Here is a 23,189-nt window from a genome sequence, read left to right on the forward strand (position 1 = left end):
AAAAACTATTGGGTAGATTTTTGCAGATATGCAGCCATTTCAGATTCAGGAACCATACCGCCACCAGTGGCCCAGACTAAATGGATGGCATTTTGCATGACCAAATCACTGAGCTGAAGACGAGAGCGGTACGCCTTATCTTCCATCACTCGGAGTGGTCCGGACATACCCGCCAGTGCTGAAGGTTCCAGCTGTATATTTTCCTGCTGACTCAGTGTCCCCAGATCATGATACAGATGTTCGTCAGTGACGGTATAGAAACCATCAATCAACCTTTCCATCGCTTTACCAACGAAACCTGAAGCCCGACCAACAGCAAGACCATCGGCTGCGGTGAGGTTATCGATACCGAGATCCTGCACAGAAATTGCGTCATGTAATCCGGTATACACGCCTAACAGCATACAGGGAGAATGAGTTGGTTCGGCAAACAGACAATGGACATGGTCACCAAAAGCTATTTTCAGGCCGAAGGCCACGCCACCGGGGCCACCACCGACGCCGCAGGGCAGATAGACAAATAACGGATGAGTTTCATCGACAACGATGCCCAATTGATCAAATTGCTGTTTCAGACGCAGACCTGCGACGGCGTAACCCAGAAAAAGAGTCGTGGAATTTTCATCATCGATGAAGAAACAGCGTGGATCCTGAGCTGCGGCTTTGCGCCCCTGAATCACTGCCATACCATAGTCTTGTTCATGTTCAATCACATTGACGCCATGAGCCCGAAGCTTGTCCTTTTTCCACTGACGGGCGTCGGCAGACATATGGACTGAGACGGAAAATCCCAGTCTGGCGCCCATCATTCCAATCGATAGTCCCAGATTCCCCGTTGAGCTGACTGCAATCCGGTACTGGCCGAAAAAGTCCCGGAAACTTTGGCTCAGTAACTTGCTGTAGTCATCCGACTCAGAGAGTAATCCCGCTTCAATGGCCAGTTTTTCGGCCAGGACCAGCACTTCATAAATACCGCCTCGGGCTTTGATTGAACCGGAGATGGGTAAATGACTGTCTTTTTTGAGCATCAGACGGCCGGGAATATGGGTTCCTGCCTGTAAGGCTAGAGTCTGTAACATGTGGGGAATATCGACAACTTCCGACTCGATAATACCACCTGAAGATGCGGTTTCCGGAAAAGCTCGGCGGATATACGGTGCAAATCGTGTCAACCGTTTACTGGCATCCTGAATATCCTGCTCATTGAGACCAACATACGGCAACCCGTTTGTCAGAGTTGTGGAGCTTGGATTAAACCAACAAACTTCTTCCAGAGCGATCAGGTTTTCTGTCAGTGGGTATTGGGCGATCAATTGCTGAAGGTTAGGTATTGCCATAGTTCGGTTCCTTGAACGGTTATACCAATCGCAGTGATTATCTGCTCGTTCTTGCTCTCAAGTTTTTTGTCTGCGCAATTTCTGACCATCGAATTACTTTGACTGGTATTATTTATGTGGATGATTTTTCATCATAAATTAATGAATTTCGGTCAGGAAGTCGATGATTGCCCGGTTCTCTGACATCATTCCCCTGACCGGGGGTATTTATACTCTTGCTGTTCGGGAATGTGGATGTTTTGTAAGAAGCCTCGGCAGGAGAAGCCCCAGAATCACGATGCTCATTCCGGCGAGCTGAACCGGGGAGATGCTTTGCCCCATAGCAAAAGAAGTCAGAGCCGAAAATACAGGAACACAGTTAAAGAATAGTGCAGCTCTTGCCGGGCCTAAATGTCGGACGCCATTGATCCACAGCAGATATCCGGCCACAGTGCCAAAGATTCCGATGTAAATCACATCAAGTATTACCAGTGACGAACTGGTCATGAGTGCGTCCAATGGATGAATTCCCTCAGTTATCATACAAACGAAGCCAATCACTACCATACCAGAAAGCATGCCTGCAATTGTGTAAGGGATGAGCGGCATCCAGCGGCTGATTTGCTGAGTCCAGAACGTATACAGGCTCCATGCCAGCATGCCGCAAAAGATCAGAATATCGCCATGATTCAGACGAAAACTGAGTAAGTAGTCGATATTCCCCTGAGTAATCACCAGTAATACGCCGCCAAGACTGACGATCAAACTGAGTAGCTGGCGATATCCCGGTATGGTTTTCTGGGCGAATGAGGTAATTAAGGAGGTGATCACCGGGCTCAGAGCCATGATCAGAGCACCATTGGTTGCTTCTGTATACTGAAGGCCGGTAAACAGTCCGAGATTCAGTCCGCCGACACCAATGACACTGACGGCAGAGACAATCAGGTACTGTTTTCCGGTTAGATTCGGCCAGTTTATCCGGCGAATTCTGAGATAAACCAGCAAACACAATGCCGCAATGGTAAAACGCCATAAAACCAGAGAGAGTGCGCTGAGTTCCTCTAATGCATGCTTGCCGATTGGAAAGCTGCTTCCCCAGAAAAAAGTACACAGAACGAGCAGAAAAATAGCAGTAGTTGTTGAAGATCTCATAATGATATCCAGGTATTGTGAATCATGTAAATTCAGTGTATAGATTTTACTATTGGGATAAATAAGCAAATTCAGGATGGTATATCTCACATATGAAATCTAATTATTCTCTGGATGATATGCGTTGTTTTTGTGTCGTTGCCCGTTTGGGGAGTTTCAAACAGGCAGCGCAGGCACTCGATATGCCACTTTCTACACTGAGTCGCAGGATTCAAAAACTGGAGCAGGATCTGTCACTGAGGTTATTTCACCGGGATGCCCATAAAGTGTTGCTCACAAATACCGGGAGACGTTACTACGAACGTACTGAAGCACTGTTTGCCGAGCTGAACGATATTGCTGAAGATCTACATGCGGATAAACATGAAGCGAAGGGAATCATCAGGATTGCTGCACCAATTAATATCGGTTCGCAGATACTGGGAGATAAACTGAACCTTTTTTTACAGCAGTATCCGAATATTCAGCTTGATCTCAAATTATCAAACAGTATTACCGATATTGATGAGCAGGCGATCGATGTTGCTTTCAGAATGGGAGTTCCGGCAGTCGATGACTGGATTGCCCGCCCGCTCTGGAATATTCGCTTTGTGGTCTGTGCCGGACCTGACAGACAGGAATGGCATACCATCAGTCATCCGGCACTGCTGGAAAACTATCCGATCATCCTTTGTCATCCACTGAGATTGTGGGAATTGGAGAATCATATCACCGGAGAAAACATCCAGTATCAGCCTGGTCAGAATCTCCGTTTGAATGTGGATGAATTTACCGTGACTATTGGGGCGGTCAGGACAGGAATCGGCATCGGTCTGATCCCCGATTATTATGCCAGCACATTGATTGAGCGAGGGGAAGTGGTCCGGATATTACCTGAATGGAGCAGCCACCCCCGAACTTTGCATATGCTTTACCGGGATCGGGATAATCTGCCACACCGGGTGCGGTTACTGATTAGCTTTATGCTGGAGCAGTTTAAGTCTGTAACATGATTAGGTTTCGTTGTTATTGATGGATTTGTTATGGCAGGTTGGTCTTAGTGTATGCTTTCGGGAGCACTTATTGTGCCAGCAGGAGCATGTGACATATCGCCTATAATTTGTACTGTATCATATGAATTTCTCTTGTTATCGTCACAGATAACAAGCTATTAACGGAATAATTTATTGTTGTATATGACTGAAGAATGATTGTCTCTTTCTGTAAATGAACTATGCTTATGGGGGCAAATTGTCACAACATGGACGATAGTTGTTCAGTCTATGGAACCTGTTGATTGATTTGTTCACATATCTATATGAATAAGAACGAATAAACCAGAGGCAACTCTCGAGGTGATTCCAGCAATGACATATTGCCTTTTATTGGAGTCTATTGCCCTATTTCTTAGAAAAACCCTTTTATTGTTTTTGCAATGCTAAATGCTATTTGTCAAAAATATAATAACGGAGACGTCATGAAAAAATATAAAGCCGAAGTCATTCATATTAATCCAGAAGCCCGGGAAGAAGTGACATTTGATATTCATGGTTCAACTGTTGAATGTTTTCTTGGTCATGTTCCGAATGATATTCGCGAGGGGAAACACTACCTGATCACTTTCGCATTTCTTGATGATGATCTGGCAGAGCAGTTTGGGGAAGGAATTCCCGCAGTAACATCAGAACACGATGATTCTATTGAGTTATCTCTTTCGATCGGAGATGCACCTATGGGAACAGAGTATGCGTCACTGAACGGAAAAACTATATCGATTCAGCTTGAACCGTTCGAACAATGTATGGAATCTTAATCAGTTCAGAACCGATAAAAATAGAATACTGTCATCTGATAAAAATCATTGATGGCGTCAGATGGCAGTTATATTTCTCTCATTTATGATCATCCTTTCTTTGTTTTCCCGTATCTTCTCAATTCTTTAAAAAATACCCGAATGTACGCTCTCTGTGACTGCATCTTCAGGTCATTTGGGTATATATTCATTGAGAGTCAGTAAACATTCCGGAGATTACCCTGATAGATTAAGATTTTTGATGTATGTCTCTTGAAGATGCAGAATCTTATATATCTGAGATCTATGGAATAGAAAATCAGTGCGTCATCATGGCGCCAGCAGAATAATTGATGAGAGAGGAAAACATGCAGACATATCGGGCTGTTCACTTAGTTGCCAGACCCCAGCAGGAAATCACTGCCGATGTATTCACTTTAGCGACAGCAAACATACCAGAACCTCAAGAGGGTGAATTTCTGATTAAGGTGACACACTTGTCTCTGGATCCGGCAATGCGTGGCTGGATGAGTGCGGATGAAAATAGTTACATTCCGCCGGTTAAACTGGGAGATGTCATGCGTGCCAGCGGAGTCGGTGAAGTGGTGGCTTCCAGACATCCGGACTATCCCGAAGGAACCAGAGTTATGGGGCTGACCGGAATGCAGGAATACCTGATTTCAAACGGTGCCGGAATGAATAAAGTACCGCAGGGACTCCCGACAGAAGCTGTTCTGGCTGTTATCTCACTGCCGGGAGTAACCGCTTATCATGGCTTATTTGAAGTCTTACATCCGGAATCCGGACAAACACTGGTGATTACGGCCGCTGCCGGCTCAGTTGGTTCTCTGGTCGGTCAGATGGCAAAGAATCAGGGAGTTCGGGTTGTTGGTGTTGTCGGTAATGAAGAGAAGGCCCGGTGGATTACTGAAGAGTTGGGGTTCGATGCTGCCCTGAACTACCGCGAGCAGGATTTTGCTAAGCAACTGGCGATAGCGACACCAGATGGAATCGACCTGTTTTTTGAAAACACCGGAGGTGTTGCTCAGGGGCCGATTTTTGCCCGGATGAATGCGCATGGGCGAATTGCCGTATGTGGTCTGATTGCCGAATATAATAAGGAACAGCCGGATCCGGGGCCAAGTTGGATCAATATCATTAAACGTCGTCTTTCTATACAGGGTTTCACAATGCCGGATCACTTTGATCGTTTTGCCGAATATGGTCAGGCATTAGGGGAAATGCTCGTGAAAGGGGAACTGAAATACCGGACTCACATGATTTCGGGAATTGAAAATGCTCCTGATGCGATCAAATTATTGTTTAGCGGTGACAATCAAGGGAAGTTAATCGTACAACTCTGATACTCTGTCACTGATGTTTACCGGGCTCTGAAGAGCCCGTTTTTGTCTTTTTTCCCGTTAATTTTCTCATATTTTTTGACTTTGTTATAAAAAAGCCATATTTCATAACTATTCTTCTTTTCCTATTCATATGATTATTAAATTATTTAGCCCTGATTTGGGATAGGAACTTCAATAAAGCCTACAGATGTTCAAGGTACCTCACTTCTGTCGCTGAGTGCTGTTATCTTAGGTTTTGTATGGATTCATACCATATGAGTGAGACAATTACCGATCAATCAACTGTCCTGGGAGGGCACATGCTACGTCGTCTTATATTTACAATTGCTGCTGTCATGATGATTGGCAGCTGGCATCTATCTTTAGCTGCCACTTGTCCGGATTACACTGCTCTTGAGCAGACACCAACGTTGCCGACACCGGAGAAGGAGAGTTTTGACCATTTTGGCAGTCGTCTGATTTCATCACTTTATACGCCTTATCATATGGTTCATGACGCTTTGGTGACTGAGGGAAATCAGGCAACCGTCGTTGGAAAGTTCGATTATGATATTGCGCTGCACAAAGATCTTGAAGATGAAACGGTATACGCTTATCTCTATGGCACAGGGATGAATTCATGGGAATTTCTGGGTACTTATACCACCGACTCTGACGGAAAAGTGTATGTGGATGCCGGAAAACGGGCTGCAGGTGAATATACCGTCTATATGGTTGTTGCCGGTGACCTTTCAACGGCGACCGGTTACCTGAGCGTGATTGAACCGGGAAGTGATGCGATTCTCTTCGATATTGACGGGACACTGACGTTAACGGATTTTGAAGAGGTTGGTGACTATCTGGGAATTAGTACGGCAAAAGCTTACAACTATGCGACAGATGTTGTGAATGCCTATAAGAATAAAAACTACCGGATTATTTATGTTACCGGTCGTCCTTACTGGCTGGCAAAAGATTCCCGTGAATGGCTGGCATTAAAACAGATTCCGATGGCTCATCTGCATACCAATCCGAACGGAGAAATATTCCAGCCTTCAGACGTTGCTGTTTATAAAGGTGACTATATTCGTCAACTGATTGACAGCGGGGTTAATATTGTGCGGGCTTACGGTAATGCAACGACTGATATCGAAGCCTATGCAGACGCTGGTATTGCCAAATCCAATACCTATATTATCGGTAAACATGCCGGGGAAGAAGGGACACAGGCTCTGGGCGAAGACTACAGCGAACACTATGCGACAGTTGTAGCCAACACGCCGGTTGCCAGCTGTAGCCGGTAACACTGGTATCGTCCTCTGAATCCAGAGGATGGAAGCCGCGAAGCAGTACCATGACCGGAGCACTTGTGCTCCGGTCTGGTGTTTTTGTTCTATGAGTTGGTTTCCAATAATCGTCGGCATGACTCTCAGTCTTTACCAGATTTTATAAATATGCTCATAGCCGATACTCAGGGCTGCATAAATCAGCAGCAGTGCCAGTATCTGCTGGATACGTTGTAGCCAGACTGCATTGAGCAGATGTTTTCCGACGACTGCGCCAATGACGGAATAACTTCCCGGTGCACATCCTGCAAACAGAGCCAGTGCAACAGACCAGTACAGGATTTGCCCGCCGGTAATGCCCTGTGCCGGAAACTGAATGGTGGCGATTGGGAGTGTGGCGATCATACCTTTCGGATTCAGCAACTGGATCAGTAGCCCGTTTTTAAATGAGAGTACGGACGGTGAATCCTGTTTTAATGTGACCGGTGAGCGAAGCAGCTTCCAGGCCAGATATAAAATGTAGCTGCATCCGGGCAGTGCAACGTACGGCAGGATAGCATCATTGATCATATAGCCACCCAGATAGCTTAAGCTGATGAATAGGATCAGCATCGCGCAAGCCACTCCGAGAAAGAATCCGAGATGGTGACGGGTGTGTCCCTGAATACCGCCATTCAGGCTGAGTAGGTTGACGGGGCCGGGGGAATACATAATTCCCAGAGCATAGGTCCATATATCAAGCATAATTTTCCTTACCCGGGCAAACGGGCATCAAGGTGATGAGTGAAAGGTGTGTTGTTTTCTATCTCTGGGTGTCAGCAGTCAGCGTTAGCTGGTTCTGGTATTGCTTTGGTGTCATACCATAAAGCTTTTTAAAGCGCCGGTTCATGTGGCTGACATCAGCAAAACAGAACATCTGGGCAACGGCGGTGGCCGGAAGACCGGATTCAAGTGCTTTCTGGGCTCCGTTGATCCGGCAGTTCACTACATACTGATGCGGTGTTATGCCAAACTGTGCCCGGAACAGCCGGATGAAATGGTATTTCGACATACTGGCGACTGCAGCAATATCATCGATAGATAAATTGTTCTGATACTGGCTGTTGATAAACTCTTTGGCCCGGGTCAGTAGTGTGTCCTGACGCCGTTGGGGCGTGGCTTCATGCAGAGCTCCCGATTTTTTCACCAGTGTATGAGCCAAGCGGAACAGCGACAGTTCCTGTTCGATCTTCGAGTGATAACCGCTGTTGATCATTCGGGTTAGCATCAGAATTTGTTGTTTCATAACCAGATCATCAAACAGAACGCCTTCAATACGCAATGTATGATCTGGTTTCACGCCCAGTGCGAGGAAAGGTGCGTGCAACGCCCGGGGGTGAATGTAAGTCATCACATAAGATAAATCGGTTGTTCCACCCGAATGTCCGTCGTGAACATCATCAGGATTGAAGAGCATCACACCGCCGGGAGGACTTTTATGAAAACGGCGACAACAGAAAAAATCCTGCCTGCCCTGTACAGTTACTCCCAGAGAGTATTCTTCGTGGGCATGCTTGTCATAACTGAAATCATGCATATTTGCCGTCAGCACTTTTACGCCCTGAAGGTCTGTACTGCTTTCAAATCTGAAATGATTCCCTGTATTCATGAGGATACCCGACTTGCTGTCACTTTACTTTCGTTCCATGATAGAAAGGTCAATTCAGGAAAACTTGAACAAAATTGCTGAATTGCCAGCTCATATAAATCCTGTTTTTTTAAATACTGACAGAAATGTAAGAAATTAAGCTTATGCTCACAATACATTTTATTCAATGCAGGTAAGCTGCTCTTGATTACAAAATGAAATCTTTCGGGATTGTCATAGCAATAGCAAAACCCGAAGGCGATGATACTGAGACATCATCGCCTTCGGGTTTTTTATTATCTGAGTAAAATGCCTATTCAGTTTCATAATGAAGGTTTTTTCAGGAATGGCACTTGGATACAGGTTAGCAGAAGTTTGATGGAGTTATCGCCATGATCCCTACGAAATTGAAAGTATTACCTCTATTGATGTCAGCACTGGTTTTTAGTGGTATCAGTCTGGCAGAGAATAACGTGCCTCATACTGATGGTATGGCGGATAAAACCCGTGTCATTGTATTAACGGACATCGGTAACGAACCGGATGATTCAGAATCATTTGTCAGATTTCTGACTTACAGTAATGAGTTTGAGATAGAAAATATTGTGGCAACAACATCAACCTGGCAACGGGATCAGGTACAGCCAGAGTTGCTGAAGGAGAGGATTGATGCTTATGCAAAAGTGTATCCGAATCTGATCCGCCATGCGGAGGGATTTCCGACACCGGAATCTCTGAAAGCGAAGATTCTCAGCGGCCGGGTTGCCTACGGAATGAAAGGTGTCGGCCATGGTCTGTCGACGCAGGCCTCACGCAGTATTATTGCGACCGTAGACAAAAGTGACGACCGTCCGGTCTGGATTACTCTCTGGGGCGGTGGCGTTGACCTGGCACAGGCGTTGTGGGATGTGAAAGCGACACGGACATCTACAGAAGTTGCTGATTTTATAAGCAAGATACGAGTTTATTCCATTTCGGATCAGGATAATACCGGCGCATGGATTCGGCGCAACTTTCCGACGATGACCTGGATTAGTAGTATTCACAGTTACAACGATTACTGGTTAGCAACCTGGGTTGGTATCTCTGCGCCAAATCTTGAAGGTGCAGATATGGCGCAGGTGAACAATGACTGGGTGAAAAAGCATATTCGGCTGGGGCCGCTGGGAGAAAAATATCCACCGATTATGTATATTATGGAAGGTGACAGCCCCTCGTTTATCTATTTGCTGAAAAATGGCCTGAATGTACCTGAACATCCTGAATACGGTAGCTGGGGTGGGCGTTATGCGCCGGTTGCACCGGATGATGAATCAGGGTTGCGTACCGGCACATCGGACAATGTACTGGGAACCGATGGAAAAATGCATAAGACAGCACCAGCAACCATCTGGCGTTTCAGACATCAGTTTCAGAACGATTTTGCCGGACGGATTCAGTGGACGCTTACAGATAACTATGCCAACGCGAATCATAATCCGGTTGTGAAGCTGAATGGCGAACCGGGCATACAGCCGTTGCAATGGCAGGTGAAATCCGGTGAGAAAGTGGTGCTATCAGCCAAAGGGAGTTCGGATCCGGATAACAATCAAATCAGCTATCGCTGGTGGCAGTACGGAGAGCCGACAGCTCAGGCTTTGCAAATCCATTTTGCCCCGGAAATCAAACTGGCCAATGATTCTCAGGAATCGACCAGCTTTATTGCACCTGAGGTAAGTAGGCCAACACCATTCCATGTCATTCTGGAAGTTCATGACAATGGTACACCTGAAATGTATGCCTATCGCCGGGCCATTGTGACGGTCATGCCTTAAACTGGAAAACAGAGACCGGCAGACTTGGTTTAAGGGTTTCAGTGAGTGTCAGAAGGGTGAAATGAACGAGCCAGACATTATAGTCTGGCTCGTTTTAACATCGGTCAATGTCCGATCAGTTTACAGTACGATCGGACAAGCTACAGCGTGTTGTTCGTCTCCGCTCAGTACCGGTTTATTCTGGGCACACTGTGGCTGTGCTTTCGGGCAACGGGTCCGGAACACACAGCCTGACGGCGGATTGATTGGCGACGGCAGATCGCCTTCCAGCATCTGAATCTTTTTCTGTCGTTCCAGGTTAGGATCGGGAATCGGCACCGCCGACATCAGAGCTGTTGTATACGGATGCTTTGGTGAAGCAAACAGGGCATCAGATTCACCGATTTCGACCACATTACCCAGATACATCACCATAACCCGGTCAGAAATATGCTTCACCACGGACAAATCATGGGCAATAAACACCAGACTTAACCCTAGTTCTTTTTGCAGCTCTTTGAGCAAGTTGACCACCTGAGCCTGAATCGAGACATCCAGCGCAGAAACCGGTTCATCACAGATGATCATTTTCGGTCGGAGAATCAATGCGCGGGCAATACCGATCCGCTGGCACTGGCCGCCTGAGAACTCATGCGGATAACGGTTGATCACATTGGGCAATAGCCCGACCCGCATCATCATCTCTTTAACCCGGTCTCTGACTTCCAGAGATGTCAGTTGCGGATAAAACGTTTTAAGCGGTTCGGCAATAATATCGCCAATCGTCATCCGGGGGTTGAGTGATGCCAGCGGATCCTGAAAGATCATCTGAATCTCTTTGCGGGTTTCCCGCCGTTGCACGGCTTTCATCCGGGTCAGATCCTGACCGAGCCAGACGACTTCACCTTCTGTTGCATCGACCAGACCGATAATCGCCCGGGCAAAAGTTGATTTTCCGCAGCCGGATTCACCAACCACACCTAGTGTCTCACCTTCATAAAGACGGACATTCACCCCGTCAACCGCTTTCAGAGCAGTAGGTGTCGACCAGGGCCAGGCTGATTTTGAAGCCATCTGGAAGTGGACCTTCAGATCCTTGATATCAAGTAGTAAAGGTTTCTGGTTCATTTTTCCCAAGCCTCCCAGTCAGAAAAACAGGCCCGCTGACGTTGGTTGCCAAAAGTTGTCAGGGCCGGTGTGTCACGTTTACAGCGATCGGTAACCCGGTGGCATCGTTCCTGATAAGGACAGCCGGGTGGCAGACGTAACAGGTTGGGTGGATTGCCCGGAATCGTCGGAAGGATTTCTCCTTCGGTATCCAGACGAGGGATTGCCTGAAGCAGACCTTCGGCATATGGATGACTCGGATTGTAGAAAATATCATTGACGCTGCCGTATTCCATTGTTCTTCCGGCATACATCACCAGAACTTTTTCACAGGAACCGGCAACAACACCGAGATCGTGAGTAATCATGATAATGGCTGTATTGAATTCTGATTTCAGCTCATTGAGCAGATCCATAATCTGAGCCTGAACCGTTACGTCCAGCGCGGTGGTCGGTTCATCTGCGATCAGCAGTTTCGGCCGACAGAGCAGGGCCATTGCAATCATTACCCGCTGACGCATACCGCCGGAGAATTCATGAGGATACATGGTGATACGTTTACGGGCTTCCGGGATTTTGACTGCTTCCAGCATACGCACCGACTCTTCGAATGCGGCTGCTTTCCCCATACCTTTATGCTTCATCAGTACTTCCATCAGCTGCGTGCTGACTTTCATGTAAGGATTAAGCGAGGTCATCGGATCCTGAAATATCATCGCAATCTGTTCGGCGCGGATTTTATTCAGTGCCTTTTCCGGGAGGTTCAGAATTTCTTTCCCTTCAAATAATGCGCTACCGGAAACCTGTCCGTTCTTTGCCAGTAATCCCATCATGGCAAATACAGTCTGGGATTTCCCTGAACCGGATTCGCCGACGATGCCCAGAGTTTCTCCCTGTTGTAATGAAAAATTCAGATCGTTGACGGCGGTGACAGTGCCATCCGGTGTCGAGAATTCAACCCGCAGATCTTTAACATCAAGTAAGTTCATACAGTGCTCCCGGATTATCTGTCTTTCGGATCGAGTGCATCACGCAGCCCGTCGCCGACATAGTTAAAACAAAACAGAGTGACAATCATAAATGCGGCAGGAAATGCCAGTTGCCAGATAGCCAGATCCATGGTGTTCGCACCTTCCTGAAGCAAAGCTCCCCAACTGGTTCTGGGTTCCTGAACACCAAGACCGAGGAAGGACAGAAACGATTCTGTCAGAATCATGGTTGGGATTAGCAGTGTAGAATAGACCACCACAATACCCAGTACGTTCGGTACAATATGGCGGGTGATGATATTCCACTGACTGACGCCACAGACATGAGCCGCTTCGATAAATTCTTTACTGCGCAGGCTGAGGGTTTGTCCACGGACAATCCGTGCCATATCCAGCCATGAAATGGCTCCGATAGCGACGAAGATCAGCATGATATTCCGGCCAAAGAAAGTCACCAGAACAATCACGAAGAACATAAACGGGATTGCGTACAGAATTTCCAGAAAACGCATCATAATCCGGTCGACTCTGCCGCCGATAAAGCCGGAAGTGGCACCATAGAGTGTCCCGATGACGACTGCAACCAGTGCACCCAAAACACCAACGGCCAGCGATATCTGACCACCGATCAGTGTCCTGACATACAGATCCCGACCCAGTGCATCGGTGCCGAAAACGTGTTCGGCTGAAGGTGCTGCATTCATCGCATACCAGTCGGTATCTTCAAAGCTGTATGTTGCGAGATAGGGCAGGAGGATGACTGCCAGCGTAATCAGAACCAGAATAACCAGACTGACCATGGCCGCTTTGTTGCGCAGAAAACGCATTCTGGCATCCTGCCACAAGCTGCGGCCTTCAATTTCCAGCTGTTCGCTGAATCGCTCCAGTACCTGGGCATTATCTTTTTTTCCAATCATGTGTCTTTCTCCCTTTAATAGCGGATTTTCGGATCGATATAAGCGAGGAGAATATCGACGATCATGTTGAACAGAATAAACAGGAATCCAATCAGAATGGTGATTCCCAGAACCAATGAGTAATCTCGGTTAAAAGCAGCGTTGACAAATAACTTTCCGATGCCGGGTAAACCGAAGATTGTCTCAATGACCACTGAACCGGTAATAATGCCGACGAACGCCGGACCCATATAGGAAACCACCGGTAACAGGGCTGGCTTTAATGCATGTCGGATAATAATGTAACGGTAACTAAGGCCTTTAGCTTTGGCGGTGCGGATAAAATTACTGTTGAGGGTTTCAATCATTGAACCCCGGGTTATCCGGGCGAAAGTTGCGATGTAGAGCAAAGACATACCGAGCACAGGGAGTGCCATATATTTGAAAGACCCGTCGTTCCAGCCACCAGCGGGCAGCCATTCCAGATTAATTGCAAAAATGTATATCAGAACCGGAGCAAAAACGAAGGAAGGAATGACGATTCCCAGCATCGTTGTCGCCATTAATGAGTAGTCGATCCAGGAGTTTTGCTTCAGTGCCGCGATTGTACCGATCGCAACTCCGAGAATAACAGTAAAGATAAAAGCGGTTGATCCGATTTTTGCTGAAACCGGCAGCGCATTTCCTACCAGTTCGTTCACACTGAAATCTTTATATTTGAATGATGGTCCGAAATCACCATGCAGGATATTGTTCAGATAAGTCAGATACTGAACACTAATGGGCTTATCCAGACCATATTCTGCATTGATGTTAGCAAGTACCTGTGGTGGGACGGCCCGCTCTGATGAAAATGGGTTTCCGGGCGCAAAGCGCATCAGAAAAAAGGAGACTGTGATCAGCACCAACAGCGTTGGTATTGCTTCCAGCATCCGCTTCGCAATGAATTTAAGCATAAACTCACTCTTGTGTATTAATTGCAACCATGAAATGAAAGGCTGTATAGCAAAAACATACCATACAGCCCTGTTTGTGATGACTCAGGATTAATTATTCTGCTTTGATATACATATCCCGGGTATAAGTCATATCTCCTGCATTATGAGTCGGATAACCACCGACATGAGGAGCGAGTAAGTGTGCCTTAACATACTGATATGTCGGTGCTACCGGCATATCCTGAGCAATCAGCTGTTCCGCTTGCGAGTAGTAATTAACACGTTCATCTTCGGAGGTGCTCAGCATTGCTTTTTCCATTGCGTTGTCGTATGCCTTGCTGTGATAGCGGGCATAGTTTCCGCTGTTGTTTGAAAGCATCTGAGAAAGGAAAGTCGAGGCTTCGTTATAGTCACCACACCAGGCATCGCGAGCAACTTCGAAGTTCCCCTGGCGACGGTTATCCAGAAATGTTTTCCACTCCTGATTTTCCAGATTGGCATTCACGCCCAGTGCACGTTTCCACATAGACTGAATGGCTGTGGCAACTTTCTTATGGTTATCCGAAGTGTTGTAAATCAGCGTAAGAGTCAATGGATTATTTTTGTCGTAACCGGCTTCGGCTAGCAGCTCTTTTGCTTTTTCGTTGCGCTCTTTCTGGGTCCATTTGCCATATTCCGGCATTGGCGGATTAAAACCGGCAGTAATATCCGGAGTGAAGGCATAAGCTGGTTTCTGACCCTGCCCCATAACTGCCTTGGTAATGATATCCCGATCGATTGCATAAGACAGTGCTTTCCGGACGCGGACATCATTAAATGGTTTTTTCTCCATATTGAAATCGTAATAGTAGTTACACAGATATCCGGTCACGGAAACTGACTCCGGATATTCTTTCTGGAGTTGTTTAAAGTGCTCCACCGGCATCTCATAGGTGAAATCCATTTCACCGGCGAGGAAACGGTTCATTTCCGCATTCTGGCTTTCAATTGGTAGATAGGTGACTTTATTGATAATAGTCTGGACATCATTCCAGTAAAGCGGATTCCGCTTCAGAACCAGGCGCTCATTGACGACCCAGTTTTCCGGAACATATGCACCGTTACCGACAAAGTGTTCAGGTCTGGTCCACTTGCTGCCCCATTTTTCTATAACGGCACGAGGAGCCGGGAACGTTGATTGGTGAACCAGCATTTTAACAAAATAAGGGGTTGGTTTATCGAGATGAACTTCCAGTGTCTGTGCATCGATAGCTTTGACACCCAGTGTTGACTTATCTTTTTTACCGGCGACGATGTCCGCAGCATTGGTGACATTGCCTAATTCTAAATATTCAGCATAAGGAGAGGCCGTTGCAGGATCAACAAGGCGCTGCCAGCCATAGACAAAATCCACCGCAGTTACCGGTTCGCCATTTGACCATTTTGCTGTTTTACGCAGGTGGAAGATAAATGTTTTGTTGTCTTTGGTTTCCCATTTCTCGGCAACACCGGGAATAATTTCGCCGTATCCGTCTTCATTGACCAGACCTTCAAATAAGTCTCTGTCTACGTTGGCTCCGGGAACGCCATTTACTTTTTGCGGATCGAGTGTTTCGATTTCTGAGCCATTTCCCCGAACCAACTCTTGTACCGGGGCTAATTTGGTTCCTTCCGGAACCTGTGCTGCGTTGGATGGAAGTGTAGTACCGGCCAGAGTTAGGCCGAGTCCCAGCAAAATTGCCCGGGAAATATTATTTTTATTCATGTAAAACTCCAGATTTTGTGTGATGACATCCGTGATCGTATTTATAAAGAAGTTTGCTGTGTTGGTATGATCGATACCCAAATGACCTGAAGACACGCTGAGTTTTGGTATCTCAGGATAACTTGGCGTATTTATTAAGCCCACTTTATAAATATCCCGTTACCCTAGCAACTTTTGGATGAATTTACCATTTGCTATACGTTGAATTAACAAATTGATCTGATTTTTAATATTATTATGGTTATTTATTCTATTTTTGTTGTGAAAGTTAGATGGAATAGAGTTATGCAATCCATTTCACCAATATTTTATGACGCAGGTTTTGTTGGGGGTTTATGCTGTTCATAGCCATCATTATGATATTTTTATCTAATATCGGTTGGGATTTAAATAACATAGCGTTTTCTTTACTAAATAACCTTATCAATGAGGTGGAAAATCTGGTCTACGCTTTGTATAGGATAGGATTGATTCGAATGATACTGCATACAAAAATAGTGTGATAATAACGGTATGTCTTTCTTGTTATGCCCGGATGAGTACATTCATCGAGGATGTATTAAGATTATCCGGGGATAATTTTTGCCCAGAATATGCTTATTAGATAAAGATGAAACATAAATTAATTCAGACCAGTCTGGAAAAAGAAGTCCGGGAACGTGCAAAACGGGATTTTTTCTATGTCTGTTTCACTGTCCTGATACTGACTTTATTCTCTTTGCTTGCCAGTGTTGATCTATTTGAACAGCTCTATCACTTTAGCCGGGAGCATGAACATTGGGAAATGGATGAGATTACGCTGACGGCTTTGTGGTTTGGGCTTGGCGGACTTTTTTATGCATACCGCCGGATGCAGGATTTGCGTAGTTTACTCCACGAAGCATCGGATAAGGCTTTTTTCGATCAGGTCAGTCAGTTGCCAAACCGGACTTATTCTCTGGAATGCCTGACGCAAATGATTCATCGGGCTGAACGTCTGGATCGGCAGGTGGCGGTCATATTTATCGATCTGGATAATTTTAAAATGGTTAATGATACCTACGGGCATGCAAAAGGCGATTTGCTGTTGCAGTCCGTAGGGCAGCGACTCCGTAACTCAATCCGTAAAAGTGATGTTGTCGGACGATTAGGGGGAGATGAATATCTGGTTCTGATCGAATTAGCTGATGAAGATGAGCTTGCCCCGGTTCTGGAACGTATCAAACTGACTCAGGAAGAGGCTTATCGTCTGGATGAAAATGACCTGTTTTTACGTTTTAGTGCCGGTGTGGCTATTTATCCATATGATGGGCGTGATGCTGCTGATTTGCTCAAAGCTTCTGATATCGCAATGTATAGTTCCAAAATTAGCGGAGAAGGGCATATTCAGCTCTACACACAGGGAATGGCTGAGACGTTATACGCCCGGTACCAACTTGAATCCGATCTGAAAAAAGCGATCCAGAACAAAGACTTTTACATGGAGTATCAACCGCAGCTGTCACTGGAGAATGATCAGATCATCGGATACGAAGCACTTATTCGCTGGGAACGGAAAGGCGAGCTGGTTCCGACAGCTCAGTTTATTCAGGTAGCAGAAGAAACCGGTCATATCGAAGAACTCGGTCTATGGGCTCTACATCAGGCGCTTGAAGATGCGAAATTTTTTCTGCGTTCTGATCAGGTGCTGGGGGTGAATATCACGCCGCGTCAGTTCAGGCATAGCGATTTTGTTTACCAGATTCAGGGAGGTTTATCTATTTATGGGTTCTCTCCCCATCAACTGGTGCTGGAAGTGACGGAATCTGCCTTAGTCAGTGAAGCATTTGATGATATTCGCCAGAAACTGACTGATCTGAGACAACTCGGAGTGAGTGTAGCCATTGATGATTTCGGGATTGGTTACTCTTCTTTGGGACGGCTGAAAGATCTGCCAATCACCTGCCTGAAAATCGATCAGCTTTTTACCCATGCGCTGATGACCTCAGAGTTGGACCGGAATCTGGTATCGACGCTGATTACACTGGCAAGAAATCTGCGTTTGTCTGTACTGGCTGAAGGTGTTGAAACCAAAGAACAGCTGGAGCTTCTGCGTCAGATGGGTTGTCATCTGGCTCAGGGGTTCTATATCGGTAAGCCAACATCGTTGGCACAATTGGCTGACTCTGTGAAGTTCTCATCTGAATAAGATCTAATATCAGGATAAAATATAGACTTAGGTTATCTTTAGATGCTGGATTGCATGTCTTCAGACCGTAAGCCAAAGGAAGATAACCGTTGAAACTGTGACTCCATTTCAACGTATATTCATCCCCTGAATTATTCAGGGAAGGCTTTCCATACAACGGGAGACCTTCTATGTCCCGACTGATTTACCATGTCATCCTGATGGTATTACTGACAGCATGTCAGACTGATGAGAACAAAGTCGCGTTGGGAACGCTGGAGCGTGACCGGGTGACATTAACGGCGACAGCCAGTGAGATTGTCCGGGCTTTACCAGTAAAAGAAGGGAGTACAGTCAGTCAGGGGCAGATTCTGGTACAGCTTGACCGGAAAGAACAGGAAGTGCTTCTTGCTCAGGCAGTTGCCGAGCAGGCCAAAGCCACAGCTTATTTGCAGAAACTCACCAATGGGGAAAGACCGGAAGATATTGCGGCCGCGCAGGCCGATGTAGCCCGTTCCGAAGCCCGTTTCATTGAAGCAGAAAAAAACTACCGGCGAACCAGTGAACTGGTCGCGAAAAAACTGCTAAGTCAGTCAGAGAAAGATACGGCACTGGCAACCCGGGATGCCGTGAAGGCTGAGTTGAATGCTGCCAGAGAAGCATTCGGGAAGCTGACTGCCGGTTCACGGATAGAAGATATTGAACAGGCAAAAGCCGCACTGGACGCCGCTGATGCCAGCGTGATGCTACAACAACACCGGCTGGATGAGCTGACGGTTGTGGCAACCCGGGATGGTGTACTGGACAGTTTACCTTACAAACTGGGAGAACGGGTGACTGCCAATCAGGCAGTGGCGGTGATTGAAGCCGGTCAGGTGCCTTATGCCCGGGTTTATGTCCCGGCCAGATACCGGGTTCGTTTTGTTCCGGGGCTGGTTGTCCGTGTTCATGTCGACGGGGTTGAACAGATCTTTCAGGGCACAGTCCGGCGGGTTTCCGATGAACCGTCGTTCACGCCTTATTATGCGTTGACGGAAGAAGAACGCTCCCGCCTGATGTACATGGCCGAAATCGATCTGGACCACTCGGCAGAATCACTACCTTCGGGAATCCCGGCACAGGTTGAACTGGAGGGGATTAAGCAGTGACAACCTATGCGATTGAGGCAGAAAACGTAGTGAAGCGCTTTGGGGATTTTACTGCGATTGAAGATATCCGGCTGCAAATACCGAAGGGATATATTTATGGTTTTTTAGGGCCGAATGGTTGTGGTAAATCCACGACAATCAGGGTGTTAACCGGCCTGTTGCATCCCACATCAGGACAAGTGAATGTGCTGGGGTTGGATATTCCCCGCGAATCTGAACAACTGCGGCTGAAAATCGGTTACATGACTCAGAAATTCTCACTCTATGATGATTTATCGGTTGAAGAGAACTTGCAGTTTATCGGACAGATCTTCGGTATGGATCGTCAGCGACTCAGACAGCGTCTCACCCAGCAGCTCCAGACATATGGATTGGATCAGCGTCGTAAGCAACGGGTCGGAGGCATGAGTGGCGGGCAGAAACAGCGCCTGTCGCTGGCGGCGGCAACAATGCATAACCCCGAACTCCTGTTTCTGGACGAGCCGACATCTGCCGTCGACCCGGAAAACCGCCGGGAGTTCTGGGAACAACTCTTTGATCTCTCTGATCAGGGAACGACCATTCTGGTGACATCCCACTATATGGATGAGGCCGAACGCTGTCACCGGCTGGCGATTATGGATTCCGGCCGGATTCGTGCCGACGGAGAGCCGGAGCAACTAATGAACGATATGGGTGTGAATGTTGTTGAAGTCCGGGCTAATAACCTCCGGACGTTAAAAGAACATCTGCTGACTTTTCCTCAGGTCCGTTCGGCAGCACAGCTGGGAATTCGTTTACGGGTTCTGATCTATCAGGATATTGTTGAGCCTGCTATGTGGCTGAGAAGCCAGATTCCTGAGCTGGCAAATGCAGAAATTGCAGTGGTCCGTCCCAGTCTGGAAGATGTTTTTGTCACAGTTACCGGGGAGGGACGGCAATGAATTCGCTATACCGGATGAAAGCAGTGATGATTAAAGAGCTGCGTCAGCTCTCCCGTGACAGGATTACTTTCGGGATGGTGGTGATGATCCCGCTGATTCAGTTGTTACTGTTTGGTTTTGCGATTAATACCAATGTCCGTCATGTTCCGGTTGCTGTCGTTGATCTCAGTGAAAGTACCACGGGCAGGATGTTGACTGAAGCCGTCCGGGTGACTCAGGTTGTGGATATTAAACAACATTATGCAACGGCTAAAGAAGCTGAGCTGGCGATTCACCGGGGCGTTGTCCGGGCAGCAATGATTTTGCCGAAAGATTTAGATCAACGTCTGACGCAGGGACGGGTGCTGGGCCAGTGGATTGTGGATGGATCCGATACGATGATTAGTTCTGCGGTGATGGGATTGCAGAATATGTCGCTGAGTGGCTTGGGATTGCAGAGAAATGGCCTTTTGAAGCAGTCAGCGGAGCAGACATTTCATGTCGCGCTGTATTACAACCCGAGCCGGCGCTCGGCAGTGAATATCGTGCCGGGATTACTGGGTGTGATCCTGACCATGACCATGATTCTGTTTACCAGTGCTGCGATTGTCCGGGAGCGGGAGCGCGGCAATCTGGAACTGTTGATTACCACCCCGATTCATTCCATCGAACTGATGGTGGCTAAAATCGTACCTTATATCTTTGTCGGTCTGATTCAGGTGTGCATTATTCTGGGGCTGGGCCATTTAATTTTCGATGTGCCGATTAACGGAGATCTCAGTCAGATTTTGTGGGGCACGTTGCTGTTTATTTCGGCGAGTCTGACTCTGGGACTGATGATTTCTACAATTGCGACGACTCAGTTGCAGGCGATGCAGATGACAGTTTTCATCTTACTGCCTTCGATTTTGCTGTCCGGGTTCATTTTTCCTTATGAAGGAATGCCAGTCATCGCACAATGGATTTCTGAAGTTTTACCGGCGACTCACTTTATGCGGATGATTCGGGGGATTATTTTACGGGGAGCCGATCTGCTCGACCTGTGGCGCGATACCTTATGGATGGCCGGATTTACCCTGCTTGGCTTGCTGGTTGCCTCCATGCGGTTTAAGAAATCTTTAGATTAATCGTTATGCTCAAAAATTCATGGCAAGCCAGTCGGTCTCGCCATGAATCTTCCACCGGTCTGGATTTCAGAAGTAGTTATGACGGAAGAAGTAGTTATGACGGAATATGCAGTTGAAATTCCTCCGCATCCTGTTCCAGAGTCAGCCGGGTATAATTTGTCATGGTGCTGACACCCATCAGTGCCTGCGAATCCTTTGCCTGTGTTAAAACACCGATGACCTGACTGCCTGCCGCCAGACCGGAGCGAACACCCGCCAGAGCATCTTCAAACACCAGACACTCCTGCGCTTTAAAACCAAGCGCGTTTGCGCCGAGCAGATAAGGTTCGGGATCCGGTTTCCCGCGGGTAATCTGATCGGCCGTAATAACAATTTCAGGCTGAGGCAGATTAGCGGCTTTGATTCTGGCATAGGCCACGGAGTCATTCCCGGAGGTCACAATTGCCCACGGAACACGGTATTCATTCAACTGGTGCAGAAATTCGATTGCCCCTTCAATCGGGATGATGCCGTCAGTATCGCTGGACTCGGCTTCTTTCAGCCAGGCAATTTCCTGCTCTATCTCAGACTGAGGTTTCCCGGCCATAAACTCTGCAACCGATTCGCTGGCAGGACGCCCGTGAATATGATGTAAGATGTGTTCCGGATCGAGATCCTGCCGAGTGGCAAATGCAGTCCAGGCCCGGTTAACGGCGGCCAGTGAATCGATGAGTGTTCCGTCTAAGTCGAACAGACAAGCGCGAAAATGAAATACTGTGGACACAGCGACTCCTTGATTGAAGGTGAACTGAAGACGTGTTGTTACATACCTGTGCTGCATCATACCCCGAAGCAATCATCACTTGAAGTCAGAGAATGGTCAACTTGTTGCAATATACGAGAGGAGAGAGTGGAAGGAAAAGAAGAAAGCCTCTGAAAGTCAGAGGCTTGAAGTTATTCAGAACGGTTGTTAGCCGCGGGGGCGCCACAGCATTGTTCTGACATAAGCAAATTTAGTGAGTTTACTCATCAGAATAATGGCACTGATGTGAATGGTTACGGCTGCCATGGTTGCGTTAGCAAAGAACTCATGAAGCTCAACCATCCAGTCTTCTCCCCAGAACCAGTCAGTTTCGGATAACCATCCGCTCCCGGCTGTACTCAGAATGAGAAACCACATCAGCCAGATCATGATTGCCCCGGCCGGATTGTGACCAACATGCTCGTCTTTCTTGGTCACCAGTACTTCTTTCAGGTGTTCCAGCGCCTGAGGAACAGAAGGTTTGAACGCAGACAGACGCGCCGGAGAACGGGCAATCAGCCCCCACAACAGACGAATACAGACCACTGCAATGACGATGTAGCCGAACCACTGGTGCAACTGACCACCTTCTTCGGTCAGAAAGTAGTTCGACAGAAACAGCGCTGCGGTTGTCCAGTGAGTGACCCGGACGACAATGTCCCAGATAAAATCTTTTTTAGTCATCTTTTTCCTCTTTTACGACACTCATATCAACCGGATTATAGTAAATCTCAACTCTGTTTTTATTGGAGTCATAGCCGTAAAGCTCATAACAGCCTGTGTGGGTTTTCTTAAATTTTTTAATCTGATATCCCATTTCGACAACTTTGGCTCTGGCTGTTTCAAAAGGCATCCAGGATGATTCAGGCTGTTGCGTACAGACTGGATCAGCAAAGACCAGAGAAGAAGCTGTAGTAGTAGATAACAGAACCGCCAGACGGATGAACGTTGCTTTTGACATATTGTATGCTCCTATTGCATAGAGGTTTAATTGTACTTCTGACCGGACTGATTATGTGGATATAAACTTAAGAACAGCTTAAGAAATTCACTTGGTCAATGTCACTGACATAATTTTTTATCGCTTCTATCTGCAATTATTCTTTCACTCAATTGTTATTGC

At 46.9% G+C, this 23,189-nt stretch carries 21 protein-coding genes; 9 read left to right on the plus strand and 12 right to left on the minus strand.

The genetic code is table 11. The annotated features are described in order from the left end of the window. Positions 1-5: 5 nt before the first annotated feature. Positions 6-1,337, minus strand: a complete 1,332-nt coding sequence (locus OCU74_RS05285) for a D-serine ammonia-lyase (RefSeq protein ID WP_087480584.1) — start codon at positions 1,335-1,337, stop codon at positions 6-8. Positions 1,338-1,544: 207 nt separating this feature from the next. Then, a complete protein-coding gene (locus OCU74_RS05290; protein WP_087480747.1) occupies positions 1,545-2,468 on the minus strand; it encodes a DMT family transporter in 924 nt (307 codons plus the stop codon). 92 nt (positions 2,469-2,560) lie between these two features. Between OCU74_RS05290 and OCU74_RS05295 the strand changes: the two genes are divergently transcribed. From OCU74_RS05295 to OCU74_RS05310, 4 genes are all read left to right on the plus strand, one after another. Further along, the gene (locus OCU74_RS05295; protein ID WP_087480585.1) at positions 2,561-3,460 is read left to right on the plus strand and encodes a LysR family transcriptional regulator; all 900 of its coding nucleotides are present in this window, start codon (positions 2,561-2,563) and stop codon (positions 3,458-3,460) included. A gap of 464 nt (positions 3,461-3,924) precedes the next feature. After that, entirely contained in the window at positions 3,925-4,260 is a 336-nt protein-coding gene (locus OCU74_RS05300; protein WP_087480586.1) for a hypothetical protein, read from the plus strand. Positions 4,261-4,607: 347 nt separating this feature from the next. Continuing rightward, a complete protein-coding gene (locus tag OCU74_RS05305; protein ID WP_087480587.1) occupies positions 4,608-5,603 on the plus strand; it encodes an NADP-dependent oxidoreductase in 996 nt (331 codons plus the stop codon). A gap of 254 nt (positions 5,604-5,857) precedes the next feature. Continuing rightward, positions 5,858-6,886: a lipin/Ned1/Smp2 family protein gene (locus OCU74_RS05310; RefSeq protein WP_200807693.1), complete on the plus strand. Its 1,029-nt coding sequence runs from the start codon at positions 5,858-5,860 to the stop codon at positions 6,884-6,886. Positions 6,887-7,018: 132 nt separating this feature from the next. Here OCU74_RS05310 and OCU74_RS05315 read toward each other — a convergent pair whose 3' ends face one another. Both OCU74_RS05315 and OCU74_RS05320 read right to left on the minus strand, forming a co-directional pair. Beyond that, positions 7,019-7,612, minus strand: a complete 594-nt coding sequence (locus OCU74_RS05315) for a LysE family translocator (protein ID WP_087480588.1) — start codon at positions 7,610-7,612, stop codon at positions 7,019-7,021. Positions 7,613-7,670: 58 nt separating this feature from the next. Beyond that, entirely contained in the window at positions 7,671-8,516 is an 846-nt protein-coding gene (locus OCU74_RS05320; RefSeq protein WP_087480589.1) for an AraC family transcriptional regulator, read from the minus strand. A gap of 371 nt (positions 8,517-8,887) precedes the next feature. Here OCU74_RS05320 and OCU74_RS05325 point away from each other — a divergent pair, with 371 nt between their 5' ends. Continuing rightward, positions 8,888-10,309 (plus strand): DUF1593 domain-containing protein, encoded by a 1,422-nt coding sequence (locus OCU74_RS05325; RefSeq protein WP_087480590.1) that lies wholly within the window; start codon positions 8,888-8,890, stop codon positions 10,307-10,309. Between the two features lie 120 nt (positions 10,310-10,429). Here OCU74_RS05325 and oppF read toward each other — a convergent pair whose 3' ends face one another. The 5 genes from oppF to OCU74_RS05350 all read right to left on the minus strand — a co-directional run bounded on the left by oppF (position 10,430) and on the right by OCU74_RS05350 (position 15,962). Further along, positions 10,430-11,416, minus strand: a complete 987-nt coding sequence (oppF, locus tag OCU74_RS05330) for a murein tripeptide/oligopeptide ABC transporter ATP binding protein OppF (RefSeq protein WP_200807694.1) — start codon at positions 11,414-11,416, stop codon at positions 10,430-10,432. After that, positions 11,413-12,384, minus strand: coding sequence for an ABC transporter ATP-binding protein (gene oppD, locus OCU74_RS05335; protein ID WP_087480592.1), 972 nt, complete (start codon positions 12,382-12,384; stop codon positions 11,413-11,415). The genes oppF and oppD overlap by 4 nt, the downstream gene beginning before the upstream one ends. A 14-nt stretch (positions 12,385-12,398) precedes the next feature. After that, entirely contained in the window at positions 12,399-13,301 is a 903-nt protein-coding gene (gene oppC, locus OCU74_RS05340) for an oligopeptide ABC transporter permease OppC (protein WP_087480593.1), read from the minus strand. Positions 13,302-13,315: 14 nt separating this feature from the next. Further along, entirely contained in the window at positions 13,316-14,236 is a 921-nt protein-coding gene (oppB, locus tag OCU74_RS05345) for an oligopeptide ABC transporter permease OppB (protein ID WP_087480594.1), read from the minus strand. A 94-nt stretch (positions 14,237-14,330) separates the two neighbouring features. Then, the gene (locus OCU74_RS05350) at positions 14,331-15,962 is read right to left on the minus strand and encodes an ABC transporter substrate-binding protein (protein WP_087480595.1); all 1,632 of its coding nucleotides are present in this window, start codon (positions 15,960-15,962) and stop codon (positions 14,331-14,333) included. A gap of 610 nt (positions 15,963-16,572) precedes the next feature. On the opposite strand from OCU74_RS05350, the gene OCU74_RS05355 reads away from it, so the two are divergent. The 4 genes from OCU74_RS05355 (at position 16,573) to OCU74_RS05370 (ending at position 21,285) form a co-directional block, all read left to right on the plus strand. Further along, positions 16,573-18,129, plus strand: coding sequence for a putative bifunctional diguanylate cyclase/phosphodiesterase (locus OCU74_RS05355; protein WP_087480596.1), 1,557 nt, complete (start codon positions 16,573-16,575; stop codon positions 18,127-18,129). Between the two features lie 170 nt (positions 18,130-18,299). Then, positions 18,300-19,256, plus strand: a complete 957-nt coding sequence (locus OCU74_RS05360) for an HlyD family secretion protein (RefSeq protein WP_087480597.1) — start codon at positions 18,300-18,302, stop codon at positions 19,254-19,256. Continuing rightward, positions 19,253-20,179 carry an ABC transporter ATP-binding protein gene (locus OCU74_RS05365; RefSeq protein ID WP_087480598.1) on the plus strand — a complete coding sequence of 309 codons (927 nt, stop codon included), beginning with the start codon at positions 19,253-19,255 and terminating at the stop codon, positions 20,177-20,179. The genes OCU74_RS05360 and OCU74_RS05365 overlap by 4 nt, the downstream gene beginning before the upstream one ends. Beyond that, positions 20,176-21,285 carry an ABC transporter permease gene (locus OCU74_RS05370; RefSeq protein ID WP_087480599.1) on the plus strand — a complete coding sequence of 370 codons (1,110 nt, stop codon included), beginning with the start codon at positions 20,176-20,178 and terminating at the stop codon, positions 21,283-21,285. Before OCU74_RS05365 ends, OCU74_RS05370 begins: the two co-directional genes overlap by 4 nt. 94 nt (positions 21,286-21,379) lie before the next feature. Here the strand turns inward: OCU74_RS05370 and OCU74_RS05375 are convergent, their stop codons facing one another. From OCU74_RS05375 to OCU74_RS05385, 3 genes are all read right to left on the minus strand, one after another. Then, positions 21,380-22,048 (minus strand): HAD-IA family hydrolase, encoded by a 669-nt coding sequence (locus OCU74_RS05375; RefSeq protein ID WP_200807695.1) that lies wholly within the window; start codon positions 22,046-22,048, stop codon positions 21,380-21,382. A gap of 186 nt (positions 22,049-22,234) precedes the next feature. Continuing rightward, the gene (locus tag OCU74_RS05380; RefSeq protein WP_087480600.1) at positions 22,235-22,750 is read right to left on the minus strand and encodes a cytochrome b/b6 domain-containing protein; all 516 of its coding nucleotides are present in this window, start codon (positions 22,748-22,750) and stop codon (positions 22,235-22,237) included. Next, entirely contained in the window at positions 22,743-23,027 is a 285-nt protein-coding gene (locus tag OCU74_RS05385) for a PepSY domain-containing protein (RefSeq protein WP_087480601.1), read from the minus strand. The genes OCU74_RS05380 and OCU74_RS05385 overlap by 8 nt, the downstream gene beginning before the upstream one ends. Positions 23,028-23,189: the final 162 nt, after the last annotated feature.

Source organism: Vibrio mangrovi, assembly GCF_024346955.1.
In the GTDB taxonomy this organism is placed as follows: domain Bacteria; phylum Pseudomonadota; class Gammaproteobacteria; order Enterobacterales; family Vibrionaceae; genus Vibrio; species Vibrio mangrovi.